We start from the raw sequence: 19,009 nt of genomic DNA, 5'->3' as shown, positions 1-19,009 counted from the left end.
GATCGTCATGTTTTTTGATTCTTACTGTATCTTACAGCTTAATAAACAACGGATAAATGCCCGAAAAGTTTGCAGTCGTTTAGCGGCTAATTTCGTGCTGGCTTTTGCCCGTGTTAATAAAGTCAATTAAGCTGCCCACACCGCTTTCAACCATGGTTTCAACGGCCTCGTCGGTGTAAAAAGCAATATGCTGGGTCATAATCACATTCGGAAACTGCCGGATGTAGGCCATGTCGCGGTTACTGATAATGTCGGTTCGGCGATCCTGGTGGTAGATGCCGGTTTCATTTTCGAAAACATCCATGGCGAGTGCGCCGATTTTGTGTGATTCGATAGCGTCGATTACATCACTGATGTTCATTAGTTCGCCCCGCGAGCAGTTAATCAGGATGACCCCGTCTTTCATTTTTGCCAGGCTTTGTTTGTTCACCATCCGGGCGGTGCTTTCCAGCAGCGGCAGGTGGAAGCTAATAATATCAGCCTGGGCATACAGTTTGTCCAGGGGCATATATTCCACTTTGCTGGCCAGTGCGTGGTCAATGCTGCGGCTCGATGCGATCAGCCGGCAGCCAAAACCCATCAGGTTTTCAATTACCTGCTTGCCGATGTTGCCGGTGCCTACAATGCCAATGGTTAGCGTACGCATTTCGCGTCCTTTTAAACCGTGCAACGAGTAGTCGTTTACATTGGCACGCCACATGGCTTGTTTGTATTTGCGCAGGCACATCAGCATGAGCATCACCGTATAGTCGGCCACGCCATGCGGATCGTAATAGGCATGGCTGACACGGATGCCCAGTTCGTTGGCAGCATGCAGGTCGATGTGGTTATAACCCACCGTTCGGGTTGAAAGGTATTGCACGCCACGCCTTTTCAGCTCCAGCAACAGAGCTTTGTCGATGTGGCTATGGCCCAATACACTTACGGCCTTGGCTCCGGCCGTTAATTCGATGTTTGATAAGGAAAGCTCGCTGGTATAGCTGCTGATTTTCAGGCCATGGATTTTCTCCAGCTCTTTTATTGCCGACAATTCGTCGCTTCGGGTTTCGAATGTTACGATCATAGTTGATGTTTGCGCTAAAAGGGGGCAAAGATAGTTGTATCGCTTGGCCAAAAAATGATCTTTTTGGTTTTTTTTGAACAGCTTGGCTTTCCGTATTCATAATCAGACCATTTGTTTTGCAGGATGAGCCTTAAGCGACAGATTGAAATTACAAGGATCAATGCCGATAGACAATTGAAGTGGCTTAGCGTGTGACGAATTAAAGTTTCAATTCATTCGTTACACGGTGCAGCGCTACGCCGGGGAGCCTGTCAGCCCGCGATGCTAAACGATAAGTTAATTTAAAGTGGAATCTGTATGAATAAAGAAGGCTGAAGCAATAATCTGCTATCTTTGTGTGCGCGAACAAGCTTGACTATTGAATTATGAGTGATTTCAGAAACGTACGGATTAAAGATGTTGCTGAGTTAGCCGGAGTATCGGTTGCTACGGTAGACCGGGTTTTGCACAAAAGAGGTAAAATTTCGGAAAAAGCCTTGGCAAAGGTTATGGAAGCCCTGGAAAAAACAGGCTATAAACCCAACTTGATTGCGAGTACCTTAGGAGCGAATAAGGTGATCCGCATAGCCGCAATGATACCCGATCCGGCACTGGATGACTATTGGAACCAGTCGGGGTCCGGAATCCTGAAAGCAACCGAAGAATGGGCCCAGTACAATGTGCGTGTCGAAACCTTCTACTTCAATTTGTACGATAAGAAATCGTTTCAGCTTGTTGCTCAGAAAGTGTTGGATTACAAGCCCGACAGTGTGTTGCTGGCGCCGGTTCAATATCAGGAATCACTTGCATTCTTCGCACAGTTAAGCGAACGGAGTATCCCATACATCACTTTTAATACCAACATTACCGACGCTAAACCCTTGAGCTTTATCGGTCAGGATTTGTATCAAAGTGGCCGGGTTGGAGCCGAAATGTTAGCCAACAAACTTGGTCAATCCGGAAATATACTGGTGCTTCATGTCGTCGAAGAGAATCAAAATGCCCTGCACATTAAAGAAAAAGAACGGGGTTTCCGCGATTATTTTACCGACAACCACCTTTCTGGCTTTTCCATCAAGTCGGTGGAGTTTACCAACCTGAACGATGCCGGCTTTGTTCGCGAAGTTGAGGTACTGCTGACCAAAGAAAAGGTAGATGGTATTTTTGTTCCTACATCGCAGGGAACACATCTGACGGCTTCGGTGCTGGATAAAACCGGCCGAAAGTCCATCGGGTTGGTGGGCTACGACTTACTGAAAGACAACATCCACTATATGTATGAAGGGGTGATCAACTTCCTGATTCATCAAAATCCACGCAAACAGGCCTTCAAAGGCATCAGTTATCTGGCGAACTATTTGTTGTTTAAAAAGCAACCTCCGGTGAACGATCTGTTCCCGCTGGAAATTATCACCCGCGAAAATATTAAATCGTATTTAAGTTCCGACTTAAGCTAGCCGGGCGGATATTGCTGTCCGGAGTGATTGGTGGCCGGCTCCAACAGACTTGTCTTTTGCACGAAACATTCGGCATATTGCCGGTTAGCACATCTTTGGCCAATGGGGTTTTGCCGCTTGTTGCCGCTTGGTGGCCTATTGTTTCGTAGCCATGCTTAATCGTATTGTATGCGAGGGGAACAGAGGCTCGACATTGATCTGTTTTCAATAAAAACACAGATGATTCCCGGAAATAACCAACAGGAATGAAAGGTTCTGAAGACAGCAGAAGGCATTTAAGAGAACACGGAAGCTCGCTCGAGGCGGGACCGGCCTACTTTTTATCGATGGTGAGAGGCGAACCGGAACTTAGAGAATCCCGATGATATCGGGATGAACTTAGCTTTCGGGAGCTGACACCTGAAGATAAAAATAAGCCTTGAACTTTCTGTTTACTCTTTGCTTTAAGGCAAAGAGTAAAACCCGTCCGGTAGGACAAAAGATCCGCTTTTATACAAATTAGAATTGACGGAACACTTGTTTAAGCGTCGAAAAAGAGACTTTCAGAAAAAAACTACATGATTCCCGGGAATCACCAACAGGGATGAAAGTTTCGAATTCTTTCAACTATACTGTTTTCGTTGTTTTCACAAGTTGTCGGGTTGTCGTTCCACCTCTAGTCAAAACCAGTTATTGGCATTGCAACTTAGCGCCTCTGCGGAGTAAGACTTTCAAAAAAAAACCGGGGAGTACCCGGTTCTTGAATTTCTCTTAGCTTCTTATTTTGTGTCCTTTCAGGGCGTAATATAAAATATACAGGAAACAGGGAACACATACCCAGTAGGCTTGCTGAGCGCCAATGGCGTCTTTCACAAAGCCGTAGATCGTAGGAATAAGCGCACCACCCACAATGGCAATAACCATAAGTGATGAACCGGCTTTGGTGAATTTACCCAGATCCTGCATGGCCAGGGGCCACAGCGCCGGCCACATCAGCGAACAACCAACGGCCATAAAGGCAATAAACCAAATAGAGATATCTTCGGGGGTAAAGACAACCATCAATGAGCCGAAGATGGCCAGAATAGAGCAGATTAACAGAGCTGTTGCCTGCGAAATGTATTTCGGGATGAAAATAATACCGCACAGGTAACCAATAACCATTCCCACCGGGGCAATCCAGGCGTAAAGCTCGGCATTGGGCAGGTTGATGCTTTGCGCATAGTCAACCAGAGTGCTGAGCGAGATGGTTTCCACACCAACATATAAGAACAAGGCCAGTACCCCAAGCAACAAGTGAGGGAATTGCCAAACTGATGTCTTTTTAGCTGCATAGGCACACTCATCGGCACTGTCTTCATCTTCGCCGGCAGCCTTAACTTCGGGCAGGGGCGAGAAGTAAGCCAAAGCTCCCAGCAGCAAGAAGGTTGCAATAATAATGTAGAAGGGCAGGCTGATATCAGCCAGCTGCACGTTTTCGACACTTTTGCCAATCACCAACGATAAAAACAGCGGAGCTACAGGCCAGGCCAGTTTATTGGCAATCCCCATATAGCTCATGCGTTTGGCCGCACTCTCAATCGGACCAAGGATGGTAATGTAGGGATTAACCGAGGCTTGCAAAAAGGCATTCCCCATACCACTGACAAAAGAGGCGAGCAGGAACAGCGGTAAGCTTTCCATACTAGCCGAAGGCAGGTATAACAGAAAGCCTGCTGCAAACATTAAAAACGAAAGGGTCATCGTTTTTTTATAGCCGATTTTGGCAATCACCAACGAGGCCGGATAACCAAAAATAAGGAAGGCCGAGAAGGTTGCAGCCAGAATCAGATAGGATTCTCCGGACGAAACTTGAAGGGCATTTTTTAAAAGCGGAATCAAATAACTATTGATTCCCAGTGCAAAGCCAATGGCAAAGAACATCACGCCAACCACCAGTAGTGCAACTGCAATTTTGTTGTTTTTTTGTGTCATAGTTAATGTATGGATTGATCGATTTCTAAATAAATAGATTCCAGAAAAATTGATGATCGCAAGATAATTAAAAGATGTGTGTTCGTACACATGGAACTGTCGGATTCTGGTTTATTTTTTCATTTTCCGACTTTAAACATCCTCGGGGCTTTGGGGAATGTCGCTCAGCGAAGTTGGAATCAATTTCGGTTTTTACGGCGTTCTCCAGGCTTTTTTTTGAAAGTCCCTTTTTCCGGCGCTCTAGAGCCTATTCCTTCGCTTCAACTTCCGATCAATTCGGATCTTTTGTCCTACCGGACGGGTTTTCATTTTTGTAGTGACACAAAAACGAAACAAAAAAGTCATGGCTGATTTTTATCTGCAACCGTCATCTGCCGAAAAGCTAAGTTCAACCGGGTGATCTCCGTCTCACAACGGAGCTTCCCGGGTTCACTAAGCTTTTCGTTTGATTCCGGTCTGGATAAAAATAGGCCAACCGGTTCCCGACTTTTTGGCATTGATCGAACGTCATTCTTATACGCTGATGGTACTTTCTGTAATCTACCTGTAGCTTCTGGATTTCCCCGCTCTACTCGCAGAGAGGGGACAGAATTGAATCGATCCGCCAGGATTGGTTCATTTCAGGGGAGAGTTACAGCGGGCTACTGGTATGCACTTTGAAAGTTCCTTCCACGGCATTTCAGAACCTGCCCTTTTTCACTTCAACTTCTGATCAATTCGGATCTTTTGTCCTACCGGACGGGTTTTCATTTTTGCCATGACGCAAAAACGAAACAAAAAGGTCATGGCTGATTTTTATCTGCGACCGTCATCTGCCGAAAAGCTAAGTTCATCCCGATATCATCCGGGTTCTCTAAGCTTTTCGTTTGATTCCGGTCTGGATAAAACCAGGCCAACCGGTTCCCGACTTTTTGGCATTGATCAGAAGACCTTCTTGCTGGTTAATGCTTTGGGGAACGACAACCCGACAACTTTTGACAACGCGACAACAGTATCGTTGAAAGAATCCTAAACTTTTATTCCTGTTGGCGATTCCCGGGAATCATGAATGTTTTTTATATTTTTGATGCTTCCCAAAAAGCAAACAGCCATGAAATTCAGAATTCTTGCATTCCTTCTTGTTTATCTGTGTGTTAACCCGCTTAGGGCACAATCGCAGATGTCCCTTAAACCCAAGTTGGTGTTGGTGATTAATGTTGAGCAGATGCGTAATGACTACCTGGTGCGCTATGCTGATAAGTTTCAGAATAACGGGTTCTTACGACTGGTAAATCAGGGGGCTGTTTGTTCCAATGTCGGCCTGAATTTGCATATTCAGAAGTGCGTTACCGGCGTTCCTACCTTGTTTACAGGGGCTTATCCCGACCGCCACGGTATTATTAACGAGAGCTGGATGGATCGGCTGAAAGAAAAAGAGGTTGATGCCGTAGCTGATCCCAATTACATCACAGTGGGTAGCGACTCCGACGAAGGACAACGGTCTGCTCAGCAATTGTTAAGTCCTACCCTGGGCGATGGCTTAAAGCTGGTCACCAATGGTGCCTCAAAAGTGTTCTCGGTGGGCTTGAATGACTACAGCGCGGTCTTTTCGGCCGGACATGCTGCCGATGGTGCCTACTGGATGGACAATGAAACCGGCAACATGATCTCTAGTTCCTATTATGTGGATCAGTTTCCGGCCTGGGCTTTCAGTTTTAACGCCAAACAGATGATGGATTCCTACGCTACACGCGACTGGACGACCTTGTTGCCATCAAGCAGCTATGCCGCCAGCAGTGAGGACGACGATGTTTTTGAAACCGGTTATTTTGAAAAATGGCGCAGCTTCCCTTATAACCTGAAGAAGCTGATTTCGGAAACCGGCAGCTACCGGGTCATGAAAACAACTCCCTATGGTAACCGGTTGATCAAGGATTTTGCCGTCAACCTGATTGATCAGGAACGATTGGGACGCGATGAGGTGACTGATTTGCTTACCATCAATTTTTCGTCGATGGACTATGCCAACAGCCTGTTCGGACCATCCTCTGTTGAGATGGAAGATACCTACCTGCGCCTGGATCAGGATGTGGCCGACTTGTTAAACTATGTGGATAAGAATATTGGGCTGGCTAATACGCTGGTTGTGCTCACTTCGTCCTGTTCTTCGTCTTATTCGGTCGACTTTTTACAGCAGAAATACAAGATGCCTGCCGGTTATGTGTCGCCCGAGAGCATGGTGGCCTTGCTCAAATCGTATCTGAACATTACTTACGGACAAGGCAACTGGATTGACTTTGTGATGGACCAGCAGATTTATGTTGACCGTGACTTGATTGAAAAACAAAAGCTGGATTTGGCCGACTTTCTCAGTAAAGCTGCTTCGTTTATTAACCAGTTCGAAGGGGTGAAGATTGCCCTTCCGGCTACCGGCTTTGAGCAGGGCGATTATGCCACCAGCTTGCTGACAACCATCTCAAAATCGTATAACTTTAAGCGTTCGGGCGATATTTTATTTATGCTGGAGAACGGTTGGCAGCCGCAGTTTAAATTCCGCAAAGTGGTGTACACCGATAACTCGCGCATTCCGATGATCTTTTTCGGACAAGGCATCAAAAGCGGCCGATTCCGCAATTCGGTTGATGCCATTGATTTGGTGCCCACCATCTTCGATATCCTGGGCTACGACATTCCGCCACACTGCAAGGGACGAGTGATTAGCGAGATTATGCGCTAATTAATTTGGAATGAATTGACTGACTCTTGTGGATGCAGACTCAAATTCTTTCGAGCCAACAGCGAAAGAGGCAAGCTGATTGTCGTAAACAGGAAAGCCGGCAATCTCAACTGCAATGGAAATGTGGCGGTTTGCTCCCTGCAAGCTGTTTTCAATTTCGGACCAAGAGATCAGCTTGCCTTGTTTCATCGCAATAGTCATGAGCTCGACGCTTAGCCAGGCGCAACAAATTTTCGTGGTACAGCCGGTTTTGCTTGTCGTTGAGCATGGCATGGAACAGCTACCCTTCGCGATGCGGACTTTTCAGGTAATGAAACAGCATTTGGCCGGTATGGGGTGGGCATTGCCGCCGAAAAGAGGAAGTTCAGCTTTTTCAGGCCGTATCTCGCGTGAAAACACGGCTTCGGCAGGGCATTTCTCATCGGTATTGCGGCTTTGTTTCCCGCAAACAGGATTGTTTAAGCCTCAAGTTGGGCTGGTTAAGCCTCGATAATCGATGCAGTTTGGTGAATGGAATGGTGGATCAAGATGTTTGTTTACAGCGTCTTAATGTCGCCATTGGAGGTGGACTGGATTGAAGAAAGACTGGCTTCTTGTGGTGTATTTCACACTAAAAATCGTAGATTTCTCCTGAATAATTCTACCATTTTAATGAGAAATAGGGCGTTTTTCATGAAAATGATAAGATTATTGCTGAGAAATAGAAGAATGTTTTATCGAAATTGCTGGTTTTTAAAGAATAAGAGTCTGTTTTTTATTAAAAATGGTGTGATTTTCCTTAAAAATGGCTAATTTGTCATTCGAAACAGGTCGCTGGAAACCAATGATTTGGTGCTTCTGCCATCCGTCAGGAATAAAAAGGGGAGGACTAAAGCAGAACTGGTATCCGGAACCGCAATCCGAAGCAGCAGTTAGGCCCTGGTGCCGGACTTTGTAACGGAATAGCTCTTGAGCCTTCTTTTTTAATCTAAACATTGTGGTTTTTGGGCGAATAAGAAGGGATACCAGTGGTGCCCCGGCACCCGATTGATGTAAGCGAATCGTTAATTCATCCGTTGATGTTCAAGAACGAACTTTCCAGAAACTTTTCTCCGGCAAAATTTAAGCAAACTGAGTTAAACGTCTTCTGCAAATCCATCATTCAGGCCATGGATGGTAATGTGCATTTCCCCAATCCGGTACCATCGTTGGAGCAGTTGCAAAAACTTCAGCTCAATTATCAACAATCGCTGGTTGATACCATTGATGGTACCCGATTCGACACGGCCGTTAAACGCAATTGCCGCGAAAAGCTGGTTGATGGTTTACGGGCGCTCGCCAATTATGTAGAGGCCGAAAGTGACGGCAACCTGGAGGTACTGGCTAGTAGTGGTTTCAACTTAAAATATAAGCCCCGGCGCATTGGTGTACTTCCGGGAGCGAAAGGTTTCAATGTTCGGCCGGGTAGTAATCCGGGAGTGATTGAGCTATCGTGTCAGGTGGTTCCCAAAGCATCGTTTTATTTGTTTGCATACACCGAAAGTCCGGTTAGCGGGCAGAGTGTCTGGATAACGGTTACCTCGTCCAAACGAAAAGCCCGCATCGAAGGGCTGCAATCCGGAAAACGCTATGCTTTTCGTGTGGCGGCTTGCGGAACAAGGCCCGAACGGGTATGGAGTCCGAGCCTTGAAAGCTATGTGTTGTAATGGTGACTGCCTTAAAGCCAACCGTGGACAATAGCTTGCCACGGCGGCGGTCTGGCTTGCTGATTGGGCCTGTTTTAGTGCCGGTACAAATGGCAAGTTTGTATTGGTGCCGGCGGCAGGCAGCCAGTCGGGTTTAGTTTGCCTTTATAGCGCTGGCGGCTTCTTTGTCAAAATAGAAGGTCAACTGTCCCTGTACGGGTTGAATATAGCTGGAGGGCAGTTTGAGATAACCTTCGCGTTGATTGAAAATTTCATCGACGCGGGCTGTTTTCGATTTGCCGGTCACCAGAAAACAGACTTCTTTGGCATTGTTAATCACCTTTCCGGTCAGGCTTACGCGCTTTTGTCCCGATTCGGGGTGCGTGGCTACTGCACAAATTTCGGGGGCATTCAGCAGATGAATTTCATGCGGGAAGATTGAGGCGGTGTGCCCGTCATTACCCATTCCAAGAATGATCAGATCGAAGACTGGCCATCCGTTTGTTTTGGGAAGCCACTGGTTAATTTCGGCTATATATTCCTGGTTGGCCTGCCGGGGCTCCCATTCGCCTTTTACCCGGTGAATATTTTCAGCGGGCATCGTTATCCGGCTGAGCAAATGATCGCTGGTCATTTTGTAGTTGCTTTGTTCGTCGGTAGGGGCTACGCAACGTTCGTCGCCCCACCAAAAATGAATTTTATGCCAGGGCATTTTTGCTGCATATTGCTCCGCCAGCACATCAAACAGCAGGGCAGGAGTCGAACCGCCGGACAGGGCAATGTGTACGGGCTGGGCAGCTTTTGTAGCCAACAGGTAAAGATCGGTGGCAAAGGCCCGGGCAACGGCCAGGCTGTTGTCGTATATTTTAATTTTTTTTGTTTGCATGGGTTGTTGTTCCTGAAAGCCGATCAATTGATCGGCTTGTTTGTGTTAAAGTTCGCAGTAATTTCCGTCGTTCGATAGGTTTTTGCAGGGGTAACGCCAAGTGCCGTTCTCGATGAGCTGATCGGCCACATCGGGTCCCCATGTTCCGGCCGGATAGCCATAAACGGGGATTTCGGGGTTGTTAGCCCAAGCGTTCAGAATGGGTTGCACAAATTCCCAGGCTTTAACAACAGCGTCTCCACGTGAATAAAGCGTTGCGTCGCCCTGCATACAGTCCAGCAACAGGCGTTCGTAAGCTGCCGGAAGATGAACATTGCGCAATTCGTCGTAGTGGAAATCCATATTGACGGTTTGTACGTTAAAACCTGCCCCCGGAACTTTCATGCCAAACTTAAGCAGGATTCCTTCGTCGGGTTGTATGCGGATAACCAGTTGATTATGCGAATGCTGGTCGTCGGCAAGGTTGCCAAACAGGTGGTGCGGAGTCTTTTTAAAGTGAATGACCACTTCGGTTACCCGGGTGGGGAGCTTTTTCCCGGTACGGATGTAAAAGGGAACACCGCTCCAGCGCCAGTTGTCGATGAAAAATTTCATGGCAAAGAAGGTTTCCGTGCGGCTTTCGGGATTTACGCCCTTTTCATCGCGATATCCTTTTACGGCTTCACCCTTTATGTGCGATTCAATATACTGACCGCGAATTACGTTGTTAACAACGTCTTCTTCGCTGATGGGGCGCAAGGACTGGAATACTTTCAGCACCTCGTTCCGGATCGCATCGGCCTCAATCACCACGGGGGGCTCCATGGCAACCATTCCAACCATCTGCATCAGGTGGTTCTGAACCATGTCGCGCATAGCTCCCGAGTTGTCGTAATAACCACCGCGTTCCTCTACACCCAATGCTTCGGCCGAGGTAATTTCAACCCGTTCAATGAAATTATGATTCCAGATGGGTTCGAAAATGCCGTTGGCAAAACGGGTTACCAGCATATTCTGCACCGATTCTTTGCCCAGGTAGTGGTCGATGCGGTAAATTTGTTCTTCTTCGAAATAATCCAGTAATTTTTTATTCAGCCGTTTGGCCGACTCCAGGTCGGTGCCAAAGGGTTTTTCGATGATCAACCTTCGGAATCCATCGGCGGTTTGGTTTAAATCGACACTGGCCAGGTTGGCCGGAATGACATCGTATAACTTTGGGGGAGTGGACAGGTAAAAGATGAAATTCTCAGCAATTGTATTTTGCTTGGCCAGCGTGGTCAGGCGATCGCGCAGAATCGGGTAGTCGTAGGCATCGTCGGTGGCCAGCGGCTGGTAATACAGCTTATCCAAAAAGTCGTTCACCTGAGCTTTTTGTTCTTCAGCAGAAGGTAAAAACTCGGTCATTTTGTCCCGAAAGTCTTCATCCGACAGGTTGGTGCGGCTAACACCGAGCACGGCAAACTTTTGGGGTAAGAAATTGCGCAGATACAGCTCGTAGAGAGCAGGTATCAGTTTTCGTTTTGTAAGATCTCCGGAAGCTCCGAAGATGACTAATATTTGAGATTCTGTTTGACTCATGATTTTCAGTTTATCTGTTCTGTACGGTTTAACTTGCAGTAATCCGTTTGAGGCCATGCAGACCATGCCCAAAAATAGCAAATCAGTTTGTGACCTAAAACAGTTATTGGCGGGCAATGTTTGCCGGCCGGGCGATTATACCGGGCTTGCCGGACGAATGGTAAGGTAGACAATCAGTTGGTTGGCTCGTTTTTCCCGGTGTACATCGAAGTCCGGATGTGATCCAGCCTGTACTCGTACGCCGAGCTCGCCGCTTGCGTGGCGGTAAATGTGAATCTGGTCTCGAAAGCCAAGCCCGGGAATGCCGGCAGCTTTGTAGGCCGCCTCCTTAATGCACCAACACCATCCGTGCCCATTATCCATCGATTCGGCCAGGCAAAGTTCCTGCTCACTCAGGTATTTGCTCTGTACGCGCCGGAAGTTTCTGTTTTCCGATTCAATATCGAGTCCGGTCATGCTGTCGCGGTGTAAAAACAAACCGACTAAATTGGCCGAGTGGCTGATGGAAACCGAATGATAATGTGGATGATCGATGCAGGGTTGCCCATGATCGGTATAACGAAATTGCTGTTGGCCGCAATTAGCCGCTTGTTGAAGTAAGCGAACGGCCAGCCATTCCTTTTGGCGTTTGGGATGACGAATGAGCTGAAAGGCCGGGCTACTTAAAAAAGCCGAGGCCAACTGTTTCAGTTGCTCGAGGCTTTCGGTGATTTCCCAAAGCAGTAGAAGGCCATTCTGCGTTTCAGTATCTTGAATTAAAGGCATGGGACAACTGTTTTTTATGCGCCGGTTTGTATGGCACTGGTTAAGCTATTCTTTCCAGCGGAAAGTCTCAATCAGGTGGATCAGGTCGGGCTCCAGAAAATCAATAACAGGTTGAATGCTGTCGATATTCGGAATTTCACGAATGTAAAAAGCGCCCCGCAGAAAGTGTTGGGTGCTGTCGGTCAGGTAGAACTGAAGCGGAGAAGCCGCATTTCCTTCAATGTGATAAATGGTTCCGTAAACGTTGTTTGCCGGATCCAGGTAGAGTTGCTCGTTGATGGCGTCGGCTTTAATAGTGTGGTCGTAAGCCAGTTTGCGCGATTCCTCGATATGGGTGTTGAGATTGCCATTCAAGCGGACATAAGTGAGGTGAACATCAGCTTTGTTGGCGGGCGTTACCAGGTTAACCCACTCGTCGCCGGTTTTGCGGTCGTGGGTAAACTGTATTGTCGAGTAATCAGCCAGGTCAAACGAGTAGGGGAGTTTTGCGCTAAGCGGGTGATAGGATTTCTCGGGGAAGCTGATCCTGAAGTAGCCTCGTGGTTTGGGCATATAGCTCTCGCCGCAAGCATAACAGAGCAGCGCAATTGTCAGAAATAAAATCAGTTTTTTCATGCAGTTCGGGCTGTTGTTCACTTAATTTCCACCTTGATTTTTTTGATACGTCGGTTATCAACACTATCGATCGAAAAGATAAAATTCTCGCAGGTGATTTTTTCATTTAAGGCCGGAATTTCTCCTTTCAATTCAAGGATGAGTCCGGCCAGGGTATCAGCATCTCCTTTATGCGCATCGAAGGTATGCTCGTTGATGCCGGTGATCTTGTAAAAATCGTTCAGCAGTATTTTCCCGTCAAACAGGTAGGTGGTGTCGTTAATTTTGGTGAAGTACTTTTCTTCTTCATCAAATTCGTCGGCAATTTCACCAACAATTTCTTCCAGAATGTCTTCCAGTGTTACAATACCCGAACTACCGCCGTACTCGTCCACAACGATGGCCATGTGTACTTTGTTTTTCTGAAAATCTTCCAGCAAGTCGTCAATTTTCTTTGTTTCGGGCACATAAAAGGGAGGACGGATGATGGATTGCCAGCGAAAATTTTCGCCGCTATGAATGTAGGGCAGGATGTCCTTAATGTACAAAATGCCCCGGATGTTGTCGAAGGTTTCGGCAAAGACCGGGATGCGCGAATAACCCGACTCGTTGATCAGTTTGATGACATCCGAAAAGGATTCTTTCAACTCGATGGCATCCACATCAACCCGGGGGCGCATAATTTCGACCGCATTCTTGTGCCCAAATTTGACGATTCCCTCCAGGATGTCTTTGTCTTCCGAGATCTCGTGGTCGGCTGTAAGCTCGAGGGCTTGCGACAGCTCGTCAACCGATATGTTTTGCGAATGCTTCTGCATCCGTTTGTTGACAAACGAAGTCGAAAAAATCAGAATGGCATTGATAGGTCGGAAGATGCGCTCCAGAATGTAAAGCGGAATGGCCATCACCCGCGCAACACGTAACGAATAGCGTGTTGCATAAACCTTGGGGATGATTTCGCCAAACAGCAACAGGAAAAAGGTGATAACAATGATCTGGAAAATAAAACCGATGGTTTGGGCTTTCGAAAAATCGATCATCGCATCCGTTGCATAAGAGGAGAGGATGACGATGCCGACATTGATAAAATTGTTGGCTACTAAAATGGTTGCCAGCAGTTTTTCCGGATTTTCCAGATTGTGCAGAATGTAATGGCTCTTTCGTTCTTTATGACTGCTCAACTTCTGACGATCCTTGGGGCTTAGTGAAAAATAAGCCACTTCGGAGCCTGAAATTAAGGCCGACGAAATCAAGAGCAAAATAATAAACAGGAGGCTGATAACAGCAGATCCTGTCAAGGGGAGAAAATACACCTCCCCCGACAGAGATAGCAAATGAGGTAATGGGTCTGTTTCCAATTAGTTCAAATTTTTGTTACTAAAATGGCAAGTCATCTTCGTCTGACGAACTAAAATCGGGTTCGCTAACCGATGCTGCCTGTTGATTGCTTGGTGCTGAAGTTTGCTGTGCCCCGGTTGACTGTCCTTTGGGCGTTAACATTTCCATGTTGTCAACATTGATTTCAGTTGTATAGCGTTTGTTGCCATCCTTATCATCCCACGAACGGGTGCGGATGCGGCCCTCAAGATACAATTTATCTCCTTTATGAACGTATTGTTCGACTACTTTTGCCAATCCACGCCACACCACAATGTTGTGCCACTCGGTGGCCGTCACTTTTTCGCCGTTTTTGGCCGTGTAGCTTTCCGATGTTGCCAAAGGAAATCTGGCAACAGTAACGTCTTTGTCTAAATGTTTTACTTCAGGATCTTGTCCTACGTTTCCAATTAAAATAACTTTATTTACAGACATGCTTCATAATTTAAGTTAATAAGATCCAAGTTACGAAATTTCGTGATTATCTGATGAATACAGTAAGCACTATTTTACGAACGATATGGTTTTCGTGACGAAATGCAACTTTCACTATACGAACGAACTAAATCCATTCCAATTGAGCAAGCTTTTGCTCGATTGGTTTGGGAACAGCAAATTTAAAAATATCTTTTTGATCCACCCGTATTAAATTGCTTCGATCTGTTTTAGGGCTTGTTTGTTCAAGCTGTATAAAACGGTAGTGGATGTGTTGGTGGCTCAGAACCTGTTTTTGCCAGTTGCTTACCGAGAGAATTTGACTTTCAGTAGGTATTCCCAGTTGATCGAGCTGTTTTAAAACCTGGTCAATTTCGGTTTTCTCCCCGGCTTCAACCAAGGGAAATTCGAAGAGGTTTTTCCAGATGTCGTTCCCGGTTCGTTTTTGCAAGTAGCTGTGGCGATCGTCTGTAAGTACAATATAATTAAAATAGCGGTGTCGGATTTTAATTTTTCCCTGCTTTACGGGCAGTTTGTCGATCTTGCTTTCCTGTAGGGCGATGCAGCAATCGTTGAGGATGCAATTGGTGCAATTGGGGTTTTTAGGTGTGCATTGCAGGGCTCCAAACTCCATCATGGCCTGGTTGTGCAGTCCGGGATGGTGGTGATCCAGTAGCTCGGCGGCCAGTTCCCCGAAGAGCTTTTTGCCAGCAGTGCTGTCAATGGGTGTGTCGATACCAAAAAGACGTGCCAAAACGCGAAACACATTCCCGTCAACCACGGCGTGGGGTAAGTTAAAACTGATTGAAGCGATTGCTGCTGCCGTGTATTCGCCGACGCCTTTCAGCGCTATTATATTATTATAGGTGTCGGGAAAATTTCCGTTCATCTGCTGAGCTATGGTTTTTGCCGCCTGGTGCAGGTTGCGGGCACGCGAGTAGTAGCCCAGTCCTTGCCACAGTTTCAGAACTTCGTCTTCCGATGCGTTGGCTAAAAGTTTCACATTGGGATAATGCTCGGTAAATCGCCTGAAATAGGCAAGTCCCTGGTCGATTCGGGTCTGTTGCAGAATGACTTCCGACAGCCATATAAAGTATGGATCAGTTGTTTCCCGCCAGGGAAGTTGTCGTTTGTTCGCCTGGTACCAGTGGTGTAATCGCCCTTTAATCTGCTCAAAATCCGCCATAACTATTTAGAATCTACGTGAATTGCAAAAATAATTCAATTCTATTGTTTCTAGTTCTCAAATAATTTTTATTTTTGCAGACCATTTGACCCGATTTTATAATTTATTGAAAACTAAATAATTTTAGAGATGACTAAAGCAGATATTGTTAACGAAATTAGCAAGAATACTGGCATTGAAAAGGTAACAGTGCAGAAAGCAGTAGAAGCTTTCATGGAAACTGTAAAGGATTCTTTGACAGAAGGCAGAAACGTATATTTACGTGGTTTCGGAAGTTTCATCGTTAAGAAGAGAGCTGAAAAAACTGCACGCAATATATCGAAAAACACAACTATCATCATTCCGGAACATTTTATTCCAAGCTTCAAGCCTGCTAAAACGTTCGTATCTCAAGTTAAAGACCAAGTAAAATAATAAAGTTATGCCAAGCGGAAAAAAAAGAAAAAGACACAAGATGGCTACGCACAAGCGTAAGAAAAGACTACGTAAAAACAGACATAAGAAGAAGAAATAAGTTTTACTTTAGGTAAAACTGTGTTACTGTTTGGTTAAACCTAAAGTGCTTCGTGCTTTAGGTTTAATTAGTTTTACGAATTGCATTTTACGTGCGAGCGATCTTAAAAATTAAAAAAACGTTGTGAGTAGCGATCTAATTATTGATGTCACTCCCTCGGAAGTCGTTATAGCCTTATTAGAGAACAAACGCTTAGTTGAGCTAACAAGGGAAAAAAGCGGAGCAAAATTTGCCGTTGGCGATATCTATCTAGGTAAAGTCAAAAAAATTATGCCGAGCTTAAACGCTGCTTTCATCGACGTTGGTTATGAAAAAGATGCATTTTTGCATTATCTCGACATGGGCCCGCAATTTTCAACTTTAAACAAGTTTTTTAAAATTGCCAGTTCCAAGAAAAACCGTATTTCTTCGGTATCCAAAATTCACTCCGAGCCGGACATTAACAAGGAAGGCAAAATTACGGAGGTATTACAAACAGGCCAGAATATATTGGTTCAGATAGCTAAAGAACCCATATCAACCAAAGGCCCCCGTCTAACGTCAGAACTTTCGATAGCGGGACGAAATTTAGTGTTGATGCCGTTTAGCGAAAAAGTAAGTGTTTCGCAAAAAATTAGCTCAACCGAAGAAAAAAACAGGCTTAAAAAGCTGATTCAAAGCATTAGGCCGAAGAAATACGGCGTGATTGTCCGAACCGTTTCCGAAGGGAAGCGCGTTGCTGAGCTCGACCAGGAATTGAAAAAACTGGTTGCCAAGTTTGAAACCATGTTTCAAAAACTCAAAAAAGCATCAGCACCGTCTCTGGTTATTGGGGAAATCGATCGGACAACGGCTCTGCTCAGAGATATTTATAACCCGAACTTCAATAACATCATTGTCAATGATGCTGAAGTAGCCGATGATATTGCAGAATACCTGGGTACAATCGACCCGGAGAAGAAAAAAATTGTGAAGCACTACAAAGGTGGACAACCAATTTTTGATTACTTCGGAGTCGAAAAGCAAATTAAGTCGTCGTTCGGAAAGACAGTTTCGTTTAAACACGGGGCATACCTGATTATTGAACACACCGAGGCTTTTCACGTTATCGACGTGAACAGCGGAAACCGTTCCAAAGCCGGTGTCGATCAGGAAACCAATGCACTGGAAGTAAACTTAGCTGCTGCTGAAGAGATAGCACGACAAGTGAGGTTGAGAGACATGGGGGGAATTATCGTAATCGATTTTATCGATATGCATAATTCCGAGAACCGGCAAAAGGTTCATGAACGCATGAAAGAGGCGATGTCTGTTGATCGGACCAAGCACAATATCTTGCCATTGAGTAAGTTTTGCTTGATGCAGATCACCCGCCAGCGGGTACGGCCCGAAGAACATGTAGAAACCGCAGAAGTGTGTCCTACATGTAAAGGTACAGGCAAAGTAACGCCTACGATTCTCTTTACTGATGAACTGGACAACAAGGTCAATTATATCTTCAAAGATTTGAATAAGAAGAAGCTGACTTTGAAAGTTCATCCTTATGTAGCAGCCTATCTGACCAAAGGCTTTATGTCGCAGCGTCAGAAATGGGCTTTGAAATTTCTACGGAAAGTAACCGTTGAAGAAGTGAGTTCTCTGGCTTTTCTCGATTGTCAGTTTTTTGACGAGAACATGGAGGAAATAATACTTTAAATAAGTGTAAATCCCGGGCAGATTTGTTCGGGATTTACTATTTTTAGGGGGTCTAGAACTTGTTGTATGAAGTATAAAGCCCTGATATTCCTATTGCTGTTGTTTCCGGTGATCGGTTGTTATGCCTACCAGATTGAAGGTGTGGTGCGCATATCCGACCAATGGCAACCCAAAATTTACCTGGCCTCTATTCAGTCGCCCGAAAATTTGTTTGTAGCTTCTCCCGAGTTCATGATCAATGAGGCTACCATTTATCCCGATGGACATTTTGAGCTAAAAGGCAACGATCTGCCCGACGATCCGCGTTTTTATCGTTTGTATTTGGTGCGCAATAGTTTGTTCGCGCTCGAATTTTCGGCCGATTCAACGCGAAATTTCATGCATCTGCTGCTAACAAACTCCAGCGAGTTGAAGCTTAATGCCGGCGATCAGAAACTGTTGTTTGACGATGTTCGGGTGGAAGGATCACCCGAGAATGAAAGCCTGGTGGCCTTTGAAAAGGCTTATTTTCAGAAACGACATAGCTTAACACTGATCAATACGGTAGCGAAGCGCGATTTCCAGAGCCAAAGCATGAATCGCAGTATCCGCGAGTTTGTGACCAACAGCTCGGATGCGATAGTCGGACTGTTTGCGCTTTATCATATCGAGGATCGCGAAACCGACTTTCTGCGAAACGGGTCGTTCTACTTCGATTTTCAGGAACGCTTAAAAGCCCAATACCCGCAGGCCATGTATACCGCTGCCTACGACGACCTGTTGAACAACCTGGTTGGTTATCGCGACTTGGTGTGCGAGATACCCCGAATTACCAAGCCCTGGCGCAGCTGGATCATCGGAGCCGAGGCGCTTATTATTGTCCTGCTGGCGATCTGGGTATATCGGCTGAAAAGCCAGGGAAGCGGCAAAAACGAGGTCGATTATTTTGGTTTGCTAACCGAAAAGGAACGTACAATCTGGGAAGCCTTGGCTGCCGGGAAAACCAATAAAGAGATTGCCGCCGATCTTTTTATTGAATTAAGCACGGTAAAGACGCACATCAATAATTTGTACAAACGTCTGGGGGTTTCCAATCGGAAAGAAGCTATTGTATTGTACAATAGGCAAAAATGATTGTTTGTGCAGGGGGTCTAGTCCTTATTTCAACCTTTTGTCGGCCGTTTTTACACCGCTTTGTATAGTGATTTGC

General features: G+C 45.8%; 18 protein-coding genes. 8 read left to right on the top strand and 10 right to left on the bottom strand.

Going from position 1 to position 19,009, the window contains the following annotated elements:
• Positions 1-79: 79 nt before the first annotated feature.
• Positions 80-1,063: a D-isomer specific 2-hydroxyacid dehydrogenase family protein gene (locus C8N47_RS04245; RefSeq protein WP_107821273.1), complete on the bottom strand. Its 984-nt coding sequence runs from the start codon at positions 1,061-1,063 to the stop codon at positions 80-82.
• A gap of 365 nt (positions 1,064-1,428) precedes the next feature.
• Between C8N47_RS04245 and C8N47_RS04240 the strand changes: the two genes are divergently transcribed.
• The gene (locus C8N47_RS04240; RefSeq protein ID WP_107821272.1) at positions 1,429-2,499 is read left to right on the top strand and encodes a substrate-binding domain-containing protein; all 1,071 of its coding nucleotides are present in this window, start codon (positions 1,429-1,431) and stop codon (positions 2,497-2,499) included.
• Positions 2,500-3,249: 750 nt separating this feature from the next.
• On the opposite strand, the gene gluP is transcribed toward C8N47_RS04240, so the two are convergent.
• A complete protein-coding gene (gene gluP, locus C8N47_RS04235) occupies positions 3,250-4,452 on the bottom strand; it encodes a glucose/galactose MFS transporter (protein ID WP_211316031.1) in 1,203 nt (400 codons plus the stop codon).
• A 784-nt stretch (positions 4,453-5,236) separates the two neighbouring features.
• Between gluP and C8N47_RS04230 the strand changes: the two genes are divergently transcribed.
• Complete coding sequence (locus C8N47_RS04230) at positions 5,237-5,464, top strand: hypothetical protein (RefSeq protein WP_146161430.1); 228 nt, start codon at positions 5,237-5,239, stop codon at positions 5,462-5,464.
• 78 nt (positions 5,465-5,542) lie between these two features.
• Positions 5,543-7,168 carry an alkaline phosphatase family protein gene (locus C8N47_RS04225; protein ID WP_170111281.1) on the top strand — a complete coding sequence of 542 codons (1,626 nt, stop codon included), beginning with the start codon at positions 5,543-5,545 and terminating at the stop codon, positions 7,166-7,168.
• Here C8N47_RS04225 and C8N47_RS04220 read toward each other — a convergent pair whose 3' ends face one another.
• Complete coding sequence (locus C8N47_RS04220; RefSeq protein WP_107821269.1) at positions 7,169-7,369, bottom strand: hypothetical protein; 201 nt, start codon at positions 7,367-7,369, stop codon at positions 7,169-7,171.
• Between C8N47_RS04220 and C8N47_RS04215 the strand changes: the two genes are divergently transcribed.
• Together C8N47_RS04215 and C8N47_RS04205 are read left to right on the top strand one after the other, a co-directional pair.
• Entirely contained in the window at positions 7,368-7,661 is a 294-nt protein-coding gene (locus C8N47_RS04215) for a hypothetical protein (RefSeq protein ID WP_107821268.1), read from the top strand. The genes C8N47_RS04220 and C8N47_RS04215 overlap by 2 nt on opposite strands.
• Positions 7,662-8,226: 565 nt before the next feature.
• Positions 8,227-8,853, top strand: a complete 627-nt coding sequence (locus C8N47_RS04205) for a fibronectin type III domain-containing protein (protein ID WP_146161429.1) — start codon at positions 8,227-8,229, stop codon at positions 8,851-8,853.
• A gap of 133 nt (positions 8,854-8,986) precedes the next feature.
• On the opposite strand, the gene pgl is transcribed toward C8N47_RS04205, so the two are convergent.
• The 7 genes from pgl to mutY form a co-directional block, all read right to left on the bottom strand.
• The gene (gene pgl / locus C8N47_RS04200; protein ID WP_107821366.1) at positions 8,987-9,718 is read right to left on the bottom strand and encodes a 6-phosphogluconolactonase; all 732 of its coding nucleotides are present in this window, start codon (positions 9,716-9,718) and stop codon (positions 8,987-8,989) included.
• 45 nt (positions 9,719-9,763) lie between these two features.
• The gene (zwf, locus tag C8N47_RS04195; RefSeq protein ID WP_107821365.1) at positions 9,764-11,275 is read right to left on the bottom strand and encodes a glucose-6-phosphate dehydrogenase; all 1,512 of its coding nucleotides are present in this window, start codon (positions 11,273-11,275) and stop codon (positions 9,764-9,766) included.
• A gap of 135 nt (positions 11,276-11,410) precedes the next feature.
• Positions 11,411-12,040, bottom strand: coding sequence for a 4'-phosphopantetheinyl transferase family protein (locus C8N47_RS04190; RefSeq protein ID WP_107821265.1), 630 nt, complete (start codon positions 12,038-12,040; stop codon positions 11,411-11,413).
• A 45-nt stretch (positions 12,041-12,085) separates the two neighbouring features.
• Entirely contained in the window at positions 12,086-12,655 is a 570-nt protein-coding gene (gene gldD / locus C8N47_RS04185; RefSeq protein WP_107821264.1) for a gliding motility lipoprotein GldD, read from the bottom strand.
• A gap of 17 nt (positions 12,656-12,672) precedes the next feature.
• Entirely contained in the window at positions 12,673-13,992 is a 1,320-nt protein-coding gene (gldE, locus tag C8N47_RS04180; RefSeq protein WP_107821263.1) for a gliding motility-associated protein GldE, read from the bottom strand.
• Positions 13,993-14,011: 19 nt separating this feature from the next.
• A complete protein-coding gene (locus tag C8N47_RS04175) occupies positions 14,012-14,446 on the bottom strand; it encodes a single-stranded DNA-binding protein (RefSeq protein WP_107821262.1) in 435 nt (144 codons plus the stop codon).
• A 127-nt stretch (positions 14,447-14,573) separates the two neighbouring features.
• Positions 14,574-15,632, bottom strand: a complete 1,059-nt coding sequence (mutY, locus tag C8N47_RS04170) for an A/G-specific adenine glycosylase (protein WP_107821261.1) — start codon at positions 15,630-15,632, stop codon at positions 14,574-14,576.
• Positions 15,633-15,761: 129 nt separating this feature from the next.
• Between mutY and C8N47_RS04165 the strand changes: the two genes are divergently transcribed.
• The 3 genes from C8N47_RS04165 to C8N47_RS04155 all read left to right on the top strand — a co-directional run bounded on the left by C8N47_RS04165 (position 15,762) and on the right by C8N47_RS04155 (position 18,933).
• Positions 15,762-16,046 (top strand): HU family DNA-binding protein, encoded by a 285-nt coding sequence (locus tag C8N47_RS04165; RefSeq protein WP_107821260.1) that lies wholly within the window; start codon positions 15,762-15,764, stop codon positions 16,044-16,046.
• Between the two features lie 223 nt (positions 16,047-16,269).
• Positions 16,270-17,820, top strand: coding sequence for an Rne/Rng family ribonuclease (locus tag C8N47_RS04160; protein WP_107821259.1), 1,551 nt, complete (start codon positions 16,270-16,272; stop codon positions 17,818-17,820).
• A gap of 66 nt (positions 17,821-17,886) precedes the next feature.
• The gene (locus tag C8N47_RS04155) at positions 17,887-18,933 is read left to right on the top strand and encodes a helix-turn-helix transcriptional regulator (RefSeq protein ID WP_107821258.1); all 1,047 of its coding nucleotides are present in this window, start codon (positions 17,887-17,889) and stop codon (positions 18,931-18,933) included.
• Positions 18,934-19,009 lie beyond the last annotated feature (76 nt).

Source organism: Mangrovibacterium marinum, from assembly GCF_003046625.1.
In the GTDB taxonomy this organism is placed as follows: Bacteria; Bacteroidota; Bacteroidia; order Bacteroidales; family Prolixibacteraceae; genus Mangrovibacterium; species Mangrovibacterium marinum.
The sequence above is the reverse complement of the archived record's forward strand: the minus strand, read 5'-3'. Positions and strand labels throughout refer to the sequence as shown.

What these genes read in the sequence shown, in the direction of transcription:
- C8N47_RS04225 (WP_170111281.1), top strand. Translation starts at nt 5,543, where the DNA reads ATGAAATTCAGAATTCTTGCATTCCTTCTTGTTTATCTGTGTGTTAAC.
- C8N47_RS04155 (WP_107821258.1), top strand. Translation starts at nt 17,887, where the DNA reads ATGAAGTATAAAGCCCTGATATTCCTATTGCTGTTGTTTCCGGTGATC.
- C8N47_RS04240 (WP_107821272.1), top strand. Translation starts at nt 1,429, where the DNA reads ATGAGTGATTTCAGAAACGTACGGATTAAAGATGTTGCTGAGTTAGCC.
- C8N47_RS04175 (WP_107821262.1), bottom strand. Translation starts at nt 14,446, where the DNA reads ATGTCTGTAAATAAAGTTATTTTAATTGGAAACGTAGGACAAGATCCT.
- pgl (WP_107821366.1), bottom strand. Translation starts at nt 9,718, where the DNA reads ATGCAAACAAAAAAAATTAAAATATACGACAACAGCCTGGCCGTTGCC.
- C8N47_RS04165 (WP_107821260.1), top strand. Translation starts at nt 15,762, where the DNA reads ATGACTAAAGCAGATATTGTTAACGAAATTAGCAAGAATACTGGCATT.
- mutY (WP_107821261.1), bottom strand. Translation starts at nt 15,632, where the DNA reads ATGGCGGATTTTGAGCAGATTAAAGGGCGATTACACCACTGGTACCAG.
- C8N47_RS04220 (WP_107821269.1), bottom strand. Translation starts at nt 7,369, where the DNA reads ATGACTATTGCGATGAAACAAGGCAAGCTGATCTCTTGGTCCGAAATT.
- C8N47_RS04190 (WP_107821265.1), bottom strand. Translation starts at nt 12,040, where the DNA reads ATGCCTTTAATTCAAGATACTGAAACGCAGAATGGCCTTCTACTGCTT.
- C8N47_RS04245 (WP_107821273.1), bottom strand. Translation starts at nt 1,063, where the DNA reads ATGATCGTAACATTCGAAACCCGAAGCGACGAATTGTCGGCAATAAAA.
- zwf (WP_107821365.1), bottom strand. Translation starts at nt 11,275, where the DNA reads ATGAGTCAAACAGAATCTCAAATATTAGTCATCTTCGGAGCTTCCGGA.
- C8N47_RS04215 (WP_107821268.1), top strand. Translation starts at nt 7,368, where the DNA reads ATGAGCTCGACGCTTAGCCAGGCGCAACAAATTTTCGTGGTACAGCCG.
- gldD (WP_107821264.1), bottom strand. Translation starts at nt 12,655, where the DNA reads ATGAAAAAACTGATTTTATTTCTGACAATTGCGCTGCTCTGTTATGCT.
- C8N47_RS04205 (WP_146161429.1), top strand. Translation starts at nt 8,227, where the DNA reads ATGTTCAAGAACGAACTTTCCAGAAACTTTTCTCCGGCAAAATTTAAG.
- gluP (WP_211316031.1), bottom strand. Translation starts at nt 4,452, where the DNA reads ATGACACAAAAAAACAACAAAATTGCAGTTGCACTACTGGTGGTTGGC.
- C8N47_RS04230 (WP_146161430.1), top strand. Translation starts at nt 5,237, where the DNA reads ATGGCTGATTTTTATCTGCGACCGTCATCTGCCGAAAAGCTAAGTTCA.